Below are 14,901 nucleotides of genomic sequence, written 5' to 3'. Positions count from 1 at the left end.
TGCGATGGAAATTTTAGTCGGATTCCGGGGGGGGAGTGCCGTGAGATGATTCACAAGACAGTACATCGGTTTACACTTAGACGGTCACTTGAAACGGGGAGACCGTCCATTCGAGGGAATCATGAGATTGACACAGAGATTCGTATTGCTTCTCGCTCTTGTCACGGTCGCGATCCGCAGCGATGCGGGAGTGATCACGAATGGTACGTTCGATGACGCAACGGATCTGGCGGGATTCACCGTAGTCGGCGAGGACTTCTTTTTCGCGCCGATTTCTGCCGGAACGGTCAGCGAACCCGGAGGTTCGTTCGCCCAGTTGCAGAACGACAATGCGACATTCCTACTACAGCTACAGCAGGAATTCACCGTACCGAGTGTGGCGTCAACGTTGTCGTTTGACTTTGCATTTTCGACCGAGGGATCTCCCAGTACCGTCGGGCCAGTTATCGACGCCTTCTCGGTGAATCTGAAATCCAGATCGGGATTGGATGACCTGTTGGATATCCTGGTGGTCGATGCAGTTGTGGGAGTCAAGATTGATCCTGCTGACGGCAGTGAAATCCCACCGAAGCGGGCGATTGATGTTTCTCTGGAAAGTGTCGCATTTGATCCGGGTTTCAGCGGGTTCACCGGTGGGACAGACTTTTTCGGACGAGTGTCGGTTGACTTGCCAAGCGAAGTCTTGGGAGACGAGGTGACGCTTTCGTTCAATCTGATCGATGTCGATGGACCGGGGGGATTCGGCCTTCCAGATCCCTTTGCAACGATTGCTGCGGTGGACAATATCACGCTGACGTCGTCATCGAGTGTGATTCCCGAGCCGGCGAGCGTTGCGACGTGGAGTCTGATGCTGCTGGGGACCACGCTGCGCCGCCGACGACGCTGAACGACCGGATCGTGATTCATGCCGTCGCGACGGATTGTTTGGCTGAGCGACGGCACACGCCACGCTACAATCAAGGTGGTTCATGTGTCCGCACGGTTCGTCGGGAGAGAGTGCAAGATGAAGATTCATTTTTGGTTTGTGCTTGCGGGGGCCTGCCTTCTGGTTGCTGCCTTCGGTCGGATCCCGTCTTCGGTTTGGGCACAAACCGGGGCCGGCGGTGTGGATTCCGGCAGCGAAATCCCGAAGGCGGCTTTGATGACCGATCGGGGCACGGAACTTGCCCAACAGCTTCGTGTGCTGCGTTGGAATGAAGCTCGAATGGGGCCCAAACACCCGGCGTTGCCCGATGTGCGACAACAGATCGCGGACGTCGAAGAATTGCTCAAGGCGTGGCAGATCGCCCCCAACCCGTTCCGTCTGTCCGATGTGGCCGGCGCAGACGATCAGCTGGCCGGCAATGCGACGGCAATGAACGAGGCGGATTTGCAGCAGATCGTTTTGATTCTGGCCAAAGAGGTCCAGGATTTAAATCATCGTCTATCCGTCGTTAACCGACGCGTGGCCCAGCTCGAACGACAAGCCGCACGATGAGTCGCCGCCGATGGTGACCGATCGGTCCGAGCTGTTCATCCCAAAACTCTTTCGATCGGCTGTCCATCGTGAGCGACGGTGAACGGTCTGCGCGACGGTGAATAGATGGTTTTTTCAATCGGCAACCCGAGGGCGGTGGCGATGGTGGCGTTGAAATCGGGCACGGTCACCAGATCCTCTTCGACCTCTCGCCCCTCGCGATCGGTTCGCCCATAGACTTGACCACCACGGATGCCGCCGCCGGCCAACAGGCAGGTGAACGCGGCCGGGTAGTGATCGCGCCCGGTTTGCGGATTGATCCTCGGCGTGCGTCCGAATTCGGTCGCCAGTACAACGAGCGTGCTGGCCAACAACCCCCGCTCGGCGAGATCCGCCAACAGCGTCGCGAGGGCGCGGTCCAGGATCGCCGCTTTGCGTGCCACGGCGGAAAAATTATCGCTGTGCGTGTCCCATCCGCCGTCACCGACTTCGACAAACCGGACGTCGTGCTCCACCAGACGACGTGCCAACAACGTGGCTTGTCCAAGCCTGGTGTCGCCGTAACGTTCTCGCATCGCAGCCGGTTCCTTGGTCAGGTCAAACGCCTCGATGTCCCGGCTGTTCATCAAATTGACCGCCTCGTCATACATCTCCGTGTACGCTCGCGCCGACGCCGGTGCATCGCCGACGGCACGCAACTGGTTCATCAGTCGGACGTGCCGAATGCGGCGGGCGAATCGGTCATCCGAGATGTGTCGGGGAAGCTTGCTGTGCGGAAGCCCGGCCTGGGGATCGCCGATGGGCAAAGCCGCGTATTTGGACTCCAGAAAACCGGCGCCAAGTCCGGAACTGTTGCCGCCGATCTTGACGTTGGCCGGCAGCGTTGGATTCAACCGGGGCAACATCATCGCGGCATACGCGCCCAGTTCGGGGTGCTTGATCGAACGGAGTTGGAAATAGCTGGTGTGCATGTAGTAGCGGCCCTGCGCGTGTGCCCCCTGAGTCGTCGTCATCGAGTTGATGACCGCCACCTTGTCCATCTGGCGGGCCAAACGGCCGAAGTCGCTGGCCACCCTGACTCCGGGAACGTTGGTGTCGATCGCTTCGACCGGTCCCTGAGTCGCCGCTCCCGGCTTCAGGTCAAACGTGTCCAGATGGCTCATGCCTCCGCTCATATAAAAGTAGATGACGCGTTCGGCTTTGGCTGCCGCGTCAATTTTCTGGTCCGCGGCGAAGGCACCCAGCGTCGGTAGCGTGGTCACGCCGAGCAACGCCTGGGCCGCACGAGTGGCAAACTCTCGCCGGTTCGGAAACTCGGCGTCGGAGGTTCGGTCTTGCATCGTTGTGAACCTGGAAAAACGGGAAAGCGGGCTGAGATCCGTTCAGTGAATGAACAGGAATTCGGTCGTGTTGGCCAACGTCCAGACCAAGTCTTCGATCGCTTCCTTTCCAACTTGATCGCCTAAATCAAGCCAGATGGAACGTTCTTGCGGCGTCGGTCGACGGCTCAACATGCACAAGTAAACGACTTCCAAAGGATCCGAAGCGGTGGCGGTTTGGTACATCAGTGCTGTTTGCGGGTTGCTCAAGATCTGGCTTTCGATTTGACCGTTCATCAGTGTCAGGACCTGATTGACGGCGGGATCCGTGTGAGCGTTGTCGACCTGTTCGCGATCCGACTGACCAAACTGGCGTAAAAAATGTGACGCCGGTGCGGGCGACGACAACTCGCTGGCGCGAACAAGGCTGGGGCTGATTTGCGCCGGGATGTGATTGAGTCGTCGGGTCAGCTCGTGGATTTCCTTCAACCAATTTGATCGCGCCGGGTCACGCGGATTCAATGAGGCCTTCAACTTTAATTTCGCCACCCGCCGCTGCAGCTCATTCAATTCCTTCGCCGTCCGCTCACCGGGCTTTTGCATCGCCAGACTCCGCTTTCTGGCACGCTCCGGATCACGCAACTCGTTTTGAATGGCAAGTTCGTTTCGTGCGAATTCGAATAGCTGTTCCAACGAGAGGTCACGAACCTGTTCATAACCATCGTACAAGTCCTCTCCAAAAATGCCTCTCCTGGCCGCTTCGGTCGGGTTGCCCCGTTGATCGGGAGCCATCACGGCCAACGTGACAAGCGAGTCCCAGAGTTGTTCGGCCGACATGCGGCGCAGCAGCGGACCCTGGAAGTGGTAGCCATCGGTCGCAAGAGTCACCTCGTCTGTAGTGGCCCGCTGGTAGGTCTTGGAGTTGTAGACCGCACGCAGGAATTGCTTGATGTCATAGTCCAGGTCGACCATGCTTTGAGATAAGAACTCCAGCAATTCGGGATTGGATGCAGGGTTGTCGTCGGTGAAGTCGTCGACCGGATCGATCACACCACGCCCCATCGCTTTGCCCCACAGTCGGTTGGCAATGACCTTGGTGAATCGCGGATTTTCCGGCGATGTCACCCAACGTGCAAATGCAAAACGAGGGCCGGAGCGCAGGTCCCGGCGTTCGCTGGAACTGGTCGGGAACTGGTTCACCAAATCGCGTTTTCCAAAGAGAGTTTTCGCCGTGACAAACTCTTGCGAACTGTCACGACCGCTTTGAACATTGCCCGGTAAACGGACCGTTCCATCGCCACCGCCGTGCACCCCATAGGACATCTCACCGAGCAACTTCTTGACGTTGTTGACCAGTTGCCGATCCTCGGGGGCCGAAACCCGCGACAGGCCGTCACTCTGGTTCAACTTCGTCCGAGTCGTCAGACCGGCCGTGAAGGCAACCAGCTCGTAGAAATCTTGCTGCGTCCACGGTGCAAAAGGATGGTCATGGCATTGAGCACACTCCAGTCGTGTGCCGAGGAACACGCGGGCGGTGTTGGCCATGTTGTCTTCGGGCATGCCGCGGTCGCGAATGTAATAGCCGGTCGCGCCGTTGCCGCGGGCCAGCGCCGCACCTTCGGCGGCCAACATCTCGTACACGAACTGGTCATACGGTTTGTTGCGAGCGAGTGAATCCTTGACGAAGTCGATGTAGGGTTGTCCCGTGCCGCCGTTGGGATGGCGGCTGACGACGCGCAGCAGGTCCGCCCAGAAGTTGAAGTGATGGCTGACATAGCCGCGAGAATCCAACAGACGGTCGATCAACACCGCCCGCTTGTCGGCGTCTTTGGAATCCAAAAACTCTCTCGATTCGTCGAGAGTCGGAATCCGACCGACGATCGCCAAGTGCACCCGTCGCAGAAACGTTGCATCGTCGACCGGTGGGCGAGGGGCGAGATTCAGACGAGAGAGATGCGCGTCGACATGGCGATCGATCCCTCGACGGATCGCTTCGATCGTCTCGCGAGGCACTTCGGTGACCGAGCGGGCAAACGGACGGTCGGCAACGACGCACGTTGGCGGCAGCGTCACGACCAAGCACAACAGCAACATTCGCATCGCCGGTTCCTGTGGATTTGCAGGAAAGCATTGAAACGCGGGGCCACTTACAGTGTAACGAATCCCAGGGTGACGATGGGGACAAAACGATGGAGGTGCGGGAATGACAGAATGATTCGGGGCAGAATGATGTCATACAGGGATGCCGCGTGAGGGCAGATTCTCGACGCGATGACCAAACACACCCCCGAAATCATGACGTTAGCGATGGATCCGTCGGGTTTTCCAGTTGCTTGATCACGGCGTTGTTGCGAAAGATGCGTCCGAAGTCATCTTCATCGGGAAAGATCTCGTCTTGCAACGGCAAGAACACGCCGGCCTTCACCGAGGAATCATTGGCGACCACCATCACCGGACGCCCGCGAACGCGGCCGATACCCACAATCACTCCCGCCGCCGGCACCTCGCCCCACTGGTCGTACATCCGCCAGGCGGCCCAGATCCCCAGTTCAAAAAACGTGCTGCCGGAATCCACCAACACGCTGATTCGCTGGCGAACCGACAGCCGGTCTGCAAATCCTTGTTTACCGGCATCGATCGCCCCTCCGCTCGCTTCGCGGATCCGACGCTCTTCACGCATCAATGCTTCGGTTGCGCAGCGCAGGTCATTCATGATGACACCGTGAACAAGCCGTGGATTGTCGACGTGTCCAACACGTCGCCGGAATGTTTCATTATATCCCGCTGCGGCTCGATGACCGGCGAATCACGGATTCTGTCGCGGTCAAACAGGCCTACAGCGATGCGGACCTGTCGCAGGTCGACGTGCAACAGGACATCGGCAGTCCCGGACAACTTCCCTTCACGCGCGGAATTCACGAAACGATGTATCGGGGGCGCTTGTGGACCATGCGGCAGTTTGCCGGGTTCGGCACCGCGTCGGAAACGAACCATCGTTTTCGGGTCTTGCTAAACAATGGGCAAACAGGCCTTAGCACCGCGTTCGATCTGCCAACCCTGATGGCGCTCGACAGCGACGATCCCCAGTCCTGCGGCGAAGTCGGACGTCTGGGCGTCGCGATCGACACGCTAGATGACATGTTGCTGCTGTACGACGGCATCGACTTGGAAAAGCTCTCCGTCTCGATGACCATCAACGCTCCCGCTGCGATTCTGATGGCGTTTTATCTGACGGCCGCGAAAGAGCGAGGCTTTGATGTTCGCGAGTTGCGGGGCACGATCCAAAACGACATCCTAAAAGAGTTCGCCGGCACGTCGACCGCGTCTGTTTGCTGTTGCAACCGGAGTCTGGCGACGCGATTCAATGGGAAAAGGCTGGTTTGCTGGAAATCGCCGACATGATCGTGGTCAACAAGTGTGACCTTCCCGGCGCCGACCGATTGGAAACCGAACTGCGAGAGCAGATCAACCTGCCGGGGGCTCGCCGCGTGTCGGTCGTGCGAGCCGGACAAGGCGAACCAGCGGGCTGGGATGAGATCTGCCGTTACGCAATGGGAGAACGGTGATTGCTCCGTCAAATCGCGTCAGAGGCACCTCGCCGCCCCGCGTCGCTAGCGAAGACGACATCACGCGATGGAGCCAATCGGACCAATAGGACGTATGGGACGTATCTGTCCTGTGTATCCCTCTTGGTCCGATGTCACGACAGTTGCCGCGTTCGATGTCATGGACCACCGTTTCGCGGATCATCATGTCGGTCGTCGGGCTTGGCAATCACAGGGCGTTCGACTTCGATCCCCCAGGCCCTGAGTGTTTGGTAAGCATCATTGCGGACGCCGTCGTATTTCGATCGGTTCCCATCGCCGGCCCGCTGTTGGCTGTATCCCGCGTCCCCGAGCAGCGTACGCAAGCGGTCGATGTTGGCATCGGACTTGAAGTACCGCAGGATCTTGGCGCCTTCGGATCGCCTGGAATAACTCTCGGATGTCAGGAAGCCGATCGCACGCTGCTCCAGCCGCTCGTCAACCGGGACGATTAATTGTCCGTAGGGTCCCAGTTGGGTGTCCACGAGCACGTTCGGTGGAATCACCAGACGAACGGTTTGCAATTGTCGCACATGAGTTGGCGTGTGGCGGATGATCTCTTTGGCCGCACGGACGACGGCGTCAGGTTCGTGCAGGACGGTAAAGTCAGCCAGGAAGAGTTCGACCTTGCCCGCAGTCAAATCGATCAGCTTCGGCGAGGACTGGCAACAATCGCTGTGCGTGATCAAGAGGCGGCTCGAATGCTTTTCAAAAGCTTTGTATCTTGCCGTCGGGGGTTCGACGAACAGCCCCATTCTCTCATGACGTTGCTCGTACAGCGGGTACTTCAGCGTTTCTTCAACGGCGATCGTGATGCCGGGCATCTTCGAACCACCGGGGATCGGCTCGTCTCGGACGTCAACGATTTTTGCGATCCAAACGCGATCCGCATTCACGACCAGACTTTCCAGACTCTCTGGCGTGTCGACCAAGGGTTGAGCCGGTGCGTCACCTCCACCAATGAGCGCGATTCCCAACACGACGACAGAAATTCGGCAAATGCGGCGCATGCGTACCATCTCCTCGCGTGGGATTCTCAGTTGGAACCTAGACGACGCCGTCCTCCGTTTCGCCAATTGTATTCGTCAAGAGGGGCAGGGGCATCAAGGACCAATCGATGGCGATGACGCTTCCGACGGTGGAGTGTTTGGTGTTCAATCGAATTGCAGTTAGAGGCCCTTGTTCCGAACGTCCGCGTCATTGACCTTGTCCTCAAGCTCGTCGCGAAGCGCTTCGTTGTACAATCCGTGCTCGGCCAGCAACGTGGTGGGGGCGGCGACCATTTTCGATTCGAAGACCCTGCGTCGCGTGACGCTGGCACATCGACCATCGCCGCCTAGTACGCTTGTCGGGTGGCATCAAATCGAGACTATTCAGAATCACGGTTAGGTTCGTGGGAGAGTGAACCTTCGTGAACCGGAGCAGGGCACTCCGGCACCCGTCCATCCCATTGACGTACCATGCTCGATGACTGGCTGATGACTGTCCCCGTTTGGCTTGCTCTGGCCGGCTGGTTTGTCGGCAGCTTTGCCCGTCGCCGCGACGCTGGTGTCGGCAATCCGACGTGGCAGACCGTCTACTGTTTCGCATGGCTGTTCGGCAGTGTGATGATCGCGTTTCACATCCTGGCCAGCTACGGACTCGCGTATGGCTGGAGCCATGAGGCGGCGATCGAGGCGACGGCGGAGGAATCCGAGCAGGTCACCGGGATCCGCGCCGGCTGGGGCGTCTATGTCAATTTCGCCTTTGCCGCTGTCTGGCTGGGCTACTCGACCGCGATGGCGATCAGCGGGCGGCGATGGCCGGGGATCGACCCGATCGTCTTTTGGTTCACCGCGGCAATCATCGTCTCAGCGACGATCGTTTTCGAAACCGGCGCCGTGCGCTGGATATCGGTTGCTGGGATCATCGGTCTGATGATTTCGATTTTTTTGCCTCGAACATCGGCCGGCGATCACTGAACCCCACCGCCTTCCCGGTTTCGCCATGCCGATGCATGACATTACGGCTGAGACGATCAGGGCGGCACGGCGTTTCACTTGATCACCGTAAACATCGTCGCCACCTTTCTACCGCCCAAACCCCACCGAAACGACAAAACCCCGCGAAACGCTTGGTTTCACGGGGTTTTCGGGAGTGGGCGATACAGAATTCGAATCTGTGACCTCTACGATGTCAACGTAGCGCTCTAACCAACTGAGCTAATCGCCCGCTTGTTTTTGATCAGCGTTGGTGCGGTTGGCGGTGGCTGATCGGCGGTGGTAGGGATTCTGATCGGACGTCGGGGGCTGAAACTTCAACTTTCTCTGCCGATCAATCGGATGCGTAGTCTGTAGCGATCGCGACGTGCCGTCAAGATGCCTTGGCCAAAGCTCGAAAAAAGTTCGGACTTGTCCCGGCGAGCGCCGGTGCCTAAGAATGTCTGGCGGTCTTTTGACAACGTCCCCGGCCGGTTTCTCGTGATCCCGACCGGTCGCCCTTGCCCGCGAATTCCTTGCCCGCGAATTCCTTGCCCGCGAATTCCTTGCCCGCCAATCGGGGGCAGCGGGGAAAACGACTCCGCGGCCGCTGCGGCGGGGACGCGTTTTGACCGCCAGTTTCCCCTTTTTCGATGGCCGCCGTGATGTCTCGATTTTTTGCCGGAATGTTCTGTGGCGCGCTGCTGTTGTTCGTGGTCATGCACTACCACATCGTGCGGGGTAAAAACGGCGTCGTCCTGGTGCCAAAAATCAGCAACAACCTGCAGGGGATCTACACCGATATCCGCGCCTTTGACCTGCAGGACTGGCAGGCCCACAAGCCGCTGGCGGCCGCGATCATGCGCAGCAATCAAGCCGATTTGCTGGAAGATTCCGCTCACCGCAGTTTCGGCGACGCGATGCGGCGGGTGGTCGACGACGTCTTTGGTGGACAATAGCACCGGACCGTCCAGCGTTTTGCGATCACCTTTCGGTGTACGAGGGCCCTTCCGAACCGTCACCCGTGGGCATTGGAGCGACGACCTCGAAGGGACGTCGTACACCCCTCCGCCGAGCAACTCCTGCCCAAACGGTCGGATCGTTCTTAGTTAGCGCGATCGGCCTCAGCCCTTAACGGGACGGTCCCGCGCGCCAGGCGGCGCGGTCGGCACGATTGGTACGTCCGATTTGATCTTGGCGACCTGTCACTTGTCGATGGCGTTCACGGTCTGACGCGGGCGGTGCCGATGCTAATCAAACGGTTTGCCGCCTGATGTCTGGTCGCCATTGGCCGAGGCCTCCGGCGGGCCAAGCCGCTGGAATGTTGGACGCGGGGCTGATCGTCGGTCAGTACACGATTGTCTCTCCCAAGACGATTACCACAGAGCTCGATCTATGTCTTTCTATCGAAATCGCTATTTCCTGAGCGGTATTTTGCTGATCCTGCTGGGGCTGCAATTCCGTCGCGTCGAATCCTTCGTGCTCAACGAACGCACGACGCGGTTCGTTGCCAAGATGACCAACACACCGTTGGTCGACAATTCGACGACGCTGGGGGCGATCTTCGAACCGGTCACGCCCGCCCCCAAGAAACGCGTGACGCCGCCTCGTTGGTTGGGGCTTTCGATGATCGCGTTCGGATGTGTGATCACCTTTCACGCATTGGTGATCCCGAAACAGGGAGAGGGTTAGCTTGCCAGGGACATCGCCGTTGCTGCGCTTCGCAGCCGATCGTGGTGTGTGTTGTCCACCGGTGTGTCGCCAGGCGTTGACGCTCCCATGAAATCGTCGACACAAAGACCACAGCATCTGGCAGCCCGAATGAGATTCTCTCTCTCTGAGAGGGGCGCGGAGGAGTGAGCGACGACGCGGGGAGGGTTCGCTGTGGCTCGGAAGCACTCAAGTACCACCAATCGACCCTCCCCTCGCTACGCTCGAGCCTCCCTTCCAGAAAGGGTTTCGTCTTGATTTGATGCCTATACGCCTCGCCGCCAGGCCCCTCGCCGCCAGGGAGGGGGTCGCATCGCCTTTCCGAGATCGGTGCGTTGGTCGCACGTCGTCGGTGATTGCGAATCTTGCTCGCGCGTCGCCGCGGGTAAGTGGGCCGATTCCCCCGCTCACCGAGTCCTCTGCGGTGGATTGCCACGCTCAGAGAATTGGTGCCGAGAAGACGCGGTTTTGTTTGCCATGGTTCGGCGATTTTGGTATGCTTGCATCTGTTTGAGTGCGGAAAACAGCGGGTTTTCGCATCGCCATCGGGCCGGGGGGAATCTCTCGGGGATGGTCGAGGGTAGCATTTCCACCACAGCTGCGACGCTCGGTAAAGTTACTTTCCCTTACTCACCAGAGCACTCCTGATCGATGAGTAGTCCTTCGGCCGTTGAGATCCATTTCCACGACTCGGCGATGGTCGTGTCGCCTTCGCTAAAGGTGATCAACCGCCGAAAATCTGCCCAGCAAATCTCGTCCCGGGTGAGCGCCGAATTGGACCAGCCACGCGAGTGTCTGGTGACCGAGGTGGTGGTCGATCTCGGACGTGTGACCTGGATCAGCAGCGCGGGATTGAACGAGCTGATTCGCTTACAGGCCCAGTCGCGCGCCTGTGGCGTGAATCTGCGTCTGCGTTCGCTGAGCGAAGTGGTGCGTGACGTCTTTCGGATCACCCGGCTGGAACGAATCTTTGAGATCGAGGGGCTCGGCACCGATGATTCCGCCCTCGGTGCCCCGGCGGTCGACGCTGACCGTGCAACGCCCCAGGCCACGGTTTCGGTCTAGCGCGAAGTCACTCGGATGTCAACACGATGACATCGGCGGGCGATCGCAGGCGACGACAGGCTTGTTTGCGATGCTGCAAAGGCGTTAACGCGAGGAAGGCTGGGCGGTGGATCTTGACGCGGTGGATGCTGACCCGCTCTCTGGTTGTCCGATCAGTTTCCAATAGGTCTCGCGACCCAGGGGTCTGGGGACGAGTTGCGGGCGCTCGGTGGCCGGCAACCGATTGCGGACCAGCAGGTAGAGGTCGTGCAGCATCGACGGTGCATCGCCGTAATAGCTGTGACCGAGTAGGCTGAGATCGATCCCGCTGACATCAATCGTTTCGATTCCCGGGACGACCACGATGTCGTCGCCACTTTCGCCGGCGCGGGGGTAGCCATGGACCTGCTTGGAAGCGATCAATGCCTGGTCGTCTGAGGAGGCGTACAGGGTGACGTGGTCGGCGATGGAGGTCAGCGCCGGAGCCAAATCGCGGCGGAACCGATCGGCGTCGACGTCGGGAGCGGCCAGCACGACACGGTCGAACAGTTTGTCTTGGTCGCCGCCGGAGACGCGTTGCTGCCAGCCGATTTCGACCATCGCCCCGGTCGTCGGGCGGTTGCCCATGCTGTGGGCCACGACGTTGATCGAACGCGCGCCGCTTTCTTGGGCCAAATCCAGTAGGAACTGTTTTAAGTGGGACTGTGTCCAGGCGGCGTTGTTTTCGTCGACGGTGTAGCCCAACAGCGTGCCTTGGCTGGGCCAGCTGTAGCAGACCGGGACGCCTTCGAATGGCAGGTCGACGGCGATTTGAGCGGTTCGTCGGACCGCGGATTGAAAGTCGACGTTGTAGCCGTGAACGAAGACCAGCAAATCTTGTCCCGGCGACAGCGCCACCGTTTCGGACAACTGCCGATGGAATTCGGTTTCGGAAAGCTCCGTCGCGCTGGTCAGCACGATGTGATCTTGTTGGTCTTCGCGGACTTCGAAACGCAGCAAACTGGGACGCTCGACGACGCCGCGCTGGTGCGTGTCGGGCACCGTCACCTTGGCGATCCCTTTGACCAAGCTTCCCCGTTCGGCGTTGTAGGTCACGCCATGTTTTTCGATGTTCGCCGTTCCCGAGAGCAGAACCGCCGACGCGGCGACGAGCGATACTCCGCCAAAGGCGGCAAACCCGAGCGCGACTTGCGAGCGGCGGCGTAGAAGATTGACCCCCGATAGCGTCAGGAAGACGAGCGCCGATCCGCCCAGTAGCACCAAGGCGTCGCGGTTGCCGGTGATGTCATAGGCGGACAAGGGAACCGAATCACGCTGGCGGTCGGTGGCGTAGTACACGGCGACGGTGGCAAACGCCTGGCCGGCGTCATGCGTCGCGCCGGCCGGCAATGTGCCGAAAGGGCCGGTTTGGCGAGGCAGTGGTTCTGGAGCCGAGGGCGCCCGCGCGGTCATCGGGGGCGGCGGTGACTGGGCGCTCGACTTGGGCACCCGTTCGTTCGACGGGGCTTCCATGGCCATGGCCCGCGGGGGCGCTGGCAGGGGCGCCGGCAGGGGCGCCGGCAGGGGCGGCGTCCCCGGCAGGAAGGGCGCCAGGGGCTCAGGCAACTGGTCGGGTTGGGCGGCGCGATTCTGTGGCGACGTGGCTGGATCGGGGATCGCCGTGGCCACCTCGGTTTCTTGTTCGATCCGCTCGTCGATGGACTCGGTGTCTCCGTCCGGTTCTCGCATTGTCATTTCGCCGCGTTCGCCGGAGCAACCGCAGAGGACTAACAATGCCAGCAACGTGATCGATCGGCGGACGTTGCCGGCGGACGGGAAGGTGGGCTGCTGGGCTGGGCATTGTGCAAGGTGCATGTCGATAGGTCTCGCGCGTGCGGAGGGGCAAGTGGGTTATCGATACCCTGCCGAATCGGTCCAGGTCGATGCCAATTGCGCCAGATCAATCTTTACCCGTGTCCGCATGATGCTGTTTACTAAGCCAAATTCCCCTTCTATCGTCCCGCCAAAAAGTGTTGTCGAATGGATTCGCACCGCCTCACCCCCGTTGTCCCCGCTTCCATTTCTGCGTCGGTCATCATGACGACGTTTCGATCGCCCCAGTACCTGCACCAGGTGTTGCAGGGATTTGCCAATCAGTCGGTCCGGGAGTTTGAGATCGTGGTGGGCGAGGACGGCCGAACGGAGCAGACGCGGGCGGTGATCGATTCGTTTGCGACGCGAGCCGATTTCCGAATCCGCTACGTTTCCCAGACGCACCAGGGGTTCGGCAAAACACGGATCTTGAACCGTGCGATCGATGCGACCGAGAGTGATTATTTGATCTTTACCGATGGCGACTGTGTGCCGCGTCGCGATTTCGTCGCCCAGCACCTCCGCTTGGCCGCGCCGGGCCGATTCCTGTCCGGTGGTTGCTACCGGCTGAATCGCGAGTTGACCAACCGCATCCTGGCCGGCGACGTGGCCTACAACGACTTTACCGATCCGGGCTGGTTGAAGCAGCACGGCAACGACGTGCCGGCAAAGTGGTTGTGGATCCAAGGGCATCCGGGACTTGCCAAGGCGCTGGATTTGGCCACCACGACGCGACCGACGTTCAACGGGCACAATGCATCGGCTTGGAAATCGGACGTGGTGCGGGCCAACGGGTTCAACCACGAAATGCGTTACGGCGGATTGGACCGGGAATTGGGCGAACGTTTGGAGAACGCCGGTGTCTTGGGAATGCAGATTCGGCACCGTGCCGTCTGCTATCACTTGGACCATGACCGCGGCTATGTCAACGACCAGGATTGGCAACGCAACCGCGAAATCCGCCGACTGGTTCGTAAGACAGGGGTGACGCGGGCGGCGGAAGGGTTGGACCAGATCCGGGCTGCTTGAGAGGGGATGAAGGGAGGCGGAAGGATACGGGGCAGAATGATGGGGGCAAAACGATGGGGGCAAAACGATCAACGGCAGAATGATGGTGGGGCGGCATGATGGGATGGGCCGATGCGGTGACGCTTTGTGGCGGGGGTGTTCGTTTGGAGTTGCTTGACCGACGCCACCATGATCAGCTTGTCGAATCGACTCGCGATGGTCGTTTGTGGGAGCTTTGGTACACGAGCGTTCCCGCACCCGAAGCGATGGCCGACGAAATCTCGCGTCGATTGGAGTTGTACCGGCGGCGGTTGATGGTGCCGTTTGCGGTCATCGACCAGGCTTCGGGCGGGGCGGTCGGCATGACCACCTACATGAACATCGATGCGACGAATCGGCGATTGGAGATCGGGTCGACTTGGTATCGCGAGTCCGTGTGGCGTAGCGGGCTGAACACACGATGCAAACTGCTGTTGTTGTCCCATGCGTTTGAAACGATGGATTGCATCGCCGTCGAGTTTCGCACGCACTTCTTTAACCGCCGCAGCCGAACCGCGATCGAGCGATTGGGGGCGAAGCTGGACGGGGTGCTGCGGAGCCATCAGGTGTTGGCCGACGGAACGCTGCGAGACACCTGCGTGTATTCGATCATCGCTGCGGAATGGCCGACCGTGAAAACACACCTGACGTTTGAAGCCAATTGGGCCGGTGACGGATCAACCGATGGATCGGTGTTGGGATGATCTGCGGGTAGCCGATGCATTCAGAGAGTCGCCGTGTTCTCCGAACTCGGCGCCCCAAAAAGCGAAGCTTCGCCTCACGCCGACCTCGGAGAGGACGGCGACTGTCCAGCCCAACCGACAATCAAGCTTCGGTGGAGTGCGGGGGGGCGGGACTCTTGGGAGCCTGTTGATTGACGAGCCCGCAGCGTTAACAAGGCGCGGGCCTCGACGCGGTGTAACGCACCAACG

The 14,901-nt window shown here is 59.8% G+C and carries 15 protein-coding genes and 1 tRNA gene; 10 read left to right on the top strand and 6 right to left on the bottom strand.

The window, feature by feature from the left end; translation table 11 throughout:
- The first annotated feature begins 145 nt into the window (after positions 1 to 145).
- Both H1B37_RS07020 and H1B37_RS07015 read left to right on the top strand, forming a co-directional pair.
- Positions 146 to 886, top strand: coding sequence for a hypothetical protein (locus H1B37_RS07020; RefSeq protein ID WP_220498080.1), 741 nt, complete (start codon positions 146 to 148; stop codon positions 884 to 886).
- 117 nt (positions 887 to 1,003) lie between these two features.
- On the top strand, positions 1,004 to 1,477 hold the full coding sequence (locus H1B37_RS07015) for a hypothetical protein (RefSeq protein ID WP_182865918.1): 474 nt from the start codon (positions 1,004 to 1,006) through the stop codon (positions 1,475 to 1,477).
- Between the two features lie 35 nt (positions 1,478 to 1,512).
- Here the strand turns inward: H1B37_RS07015 and H1B37_RS07010 are convergent, their stop codons facing one another.
- The 3 genes from H1B37_RS07010 to H1B37_RS07000 all read right to left on the bottom strand — a co-directional run bounded on the left by H1B37_RS07010 (position 1,513) and on the right by H1B37_RS07000 (position 5,488).
- A complete protein-coding gene (locus H1B37_RS07010; protein ID WP_182865917.1) occupies positions 1,513 to 2,796 on the bottom strand; it encodes a DUF1501 domain-containing protein in 1,284 nt (427 codons plus the stop codon).
- 42 nt (positions 2,797 to 2,838) lie between these two features.
- Positions 2,839 to 4,875, bottom strand: a complete 2,037-nt coding sequence (locus H1B37_RS07005) for a DUF1549 domain-containing protein (RefSeq protein WP_182865916.1) — start codon at positions 4,873 to 4,875, stop codon at positions 2,839 to 2,841.
- A 193-nt stretch (positions 4,876 to 5,068) separates the two neighbouring features.
- Positions 5,069 to 5,488, bottom strand: coding sequence for a carboxyl transferase domain-containing protein (locus H1B37_RS07000; RefSeq protein ID WP_220498079.1), 420 nt, complete (start codon positions 5,486 to 5,488; stop codon positions 5,069 to 5,071).
- Positions 5,489 to 5,508: 20 nt separating this feature from the next.
- Between H1B37_RS07000 and H1B37_RS06995 the strand changes: the two genes are divergently transcribed.
- Both H1B37_RS06995 and H1B37_RS06990 read left to right on the top strand, forming a co-directional pair.
- Entirely contained in the window at positions 5,509 to 6,177 is a 669-nt protein-coding gene (locus H1B37_RS06995) for a methylmalonyl-CoA mutase family protein (RefSeq protein ID WP_353620796.1), read from the top strand.
- The gene (locus H1B37_RS06990; RefSeq protein ID WP_353620795.1) at positions 6,105 to 6,341 is read left to right on the top strand and encodes a P-loop NTPase family protein; all 237 of its coding nucleotides are present in this window, start codon (positions 6,105 to 6,107) and stop codon (positions 6,339 to 6,341) included. The genes H1B37_RS06995 and H1B37_RS06990 overlap by 73 nt, the downstream gene beginning before the upstream one ends.
- A gap of 158 nt (positions 6,342 to 6,499) precedes the next feature.
- Here H1B37_RS06990 and H1B37_RS06985 read toward each other — a convergent pair whose 3' ends face one another.
- A complete protein-coding gene (locus H1B37_RS06985) occupies positions 6,500 to 7,369 on the bottom strand; it encodes a hypothetical protein (protein WP_182865914.1) in 870 nt (289 codons plus the stop codon).
- A gap of 468 nt (positions 7,370 to 7,837) precedes the next feature.
- Here H1B37_RS06985 and H1B37_RS06980 point away from each other — a divergent pair, with 468 nt between their 5' ends.
- On the top strand, positions 7,838 to 8,320 hold the full coding sequence (locus H1B37_RS06980) for a hypothetical protein (protein ID WP_182865913.1): 483 nt from the start codon (positions 7,838 to 7,840) through the stop codon (positions 8,318 to 8,320).
- A 176-nt stretch (positions 8,321 to 8,496) separates the two neighbouring features.
- Here H1B37_RS06980 and H1B37_RS06975 read toward each other — a convergent pair.
- A tRNA-Val gene (locus H1B37_RS06975) sits at positions 8,497 to 8,570 on the bottom strand.
- Between the two features lie 412 nt (positions 8,571 to 8,982).
- On the opposite strand from H1B37_RS06975, the gene H1B37_RS06970 reads away from it, so the two are divergent.
- The 3 genes from H1B37_RS06970 (at position 8,983) to H1B37_RS06960 (ending at position 11,092) form a co-directional block, all read left to right on the top strand.
- Positions 8,983 to 9,276, top strand: coding sequence for a hypothetical protein (locus tag H1B37_RS06970; RefSeq protein WP_182865912.1), 294 nt, complete (start codon positions 8,983 to 8,985; stop codon positions 9,274 to 9,276).
- Positions 9,277 to 9,712: 436 nt separating this feature from the next.
- Positions 9,713 to 10,009: a hypothetical protein gene (locus H1B37_RS06965; protein ID WP_182865911.1), complete on the top strand. Its 297-nt coding sequence runs from the start codon at positions 9,713 to 9,715 to the stop codon at positions 10,007 to 10,009.
- Positions 10,010 to 10,678: 669 nt separating this feature from the next.
- Positions 10,679 to 11,092: an STAS domain-containing protein gene (locus H1B37_RS06960; RefSeq protein ID WP_182865910.1), complete on the top strand. Its 414-nt coding sequence runs from the start codon at positions 10,679 to 10,681 to the stop codon at positions 11,090 to 11,092.
- Positions 11,093 to 11,176: 84 nt separating this feature from the next.
- On the opposite strand, the gene H1B37_RS06955 is transcribed toward H1B37_RS06960, so the two are convergent.
- Positions 11,177 to 12,925, bottom strand: a complete 1,749-nt coding sequence (locus H1B37_RS06955; RefSeq protein ID WP_182865909.1) for an alpha/beta hydrolase — start codon at positions 12,923 to 12,925, stop codon at positions 11,177 to 11,179.
- Positions 12,926 to 13,147: 222 nt separating this feature from the next.
- On the opposite strand from H1B37_RS06955, the gene H1B37_RS06950 reads away from it, so the two are divergent.
- Positions 13,148 to 13,951, top strand: a complete 804-nt coding sequence (locus H1B37_RS06950) for a glycosyltransferase (RefSeq protein WP_182865908.1) — start codon at positions 13,148 to 13,150, stop codon at positions 13,949 to 13,951.
- 95 nt (positions 13,952 to 14,046) lie between these two features.
- Positions 14,047 to 14,673, top strand: coding sequence for a GNAT family N-acetyltransferase (locus H1B37_RS06945; protein ID WP_220498078.1), 627 nt, complete (start codon positions 14,047 to 14,049; stop codon positions 14,671 to 14,673).
- Positions 14,674 to 14,901 lie beyond the last annotated feature (228 nt).

Origin of the sequence: Stieleria mannarensis (assembly GCF_014154935.1) — a bacterium.
Taxonomy (GTDB): Bacteria; Planctomycetota; Planctomycetia; order Pirellulales; family Pirellulaceae; genus Stieleria; species Stieleria mannarensis.
This window is presented reverse-complemented; position numbering and strand designations above follow the sequence as displayed.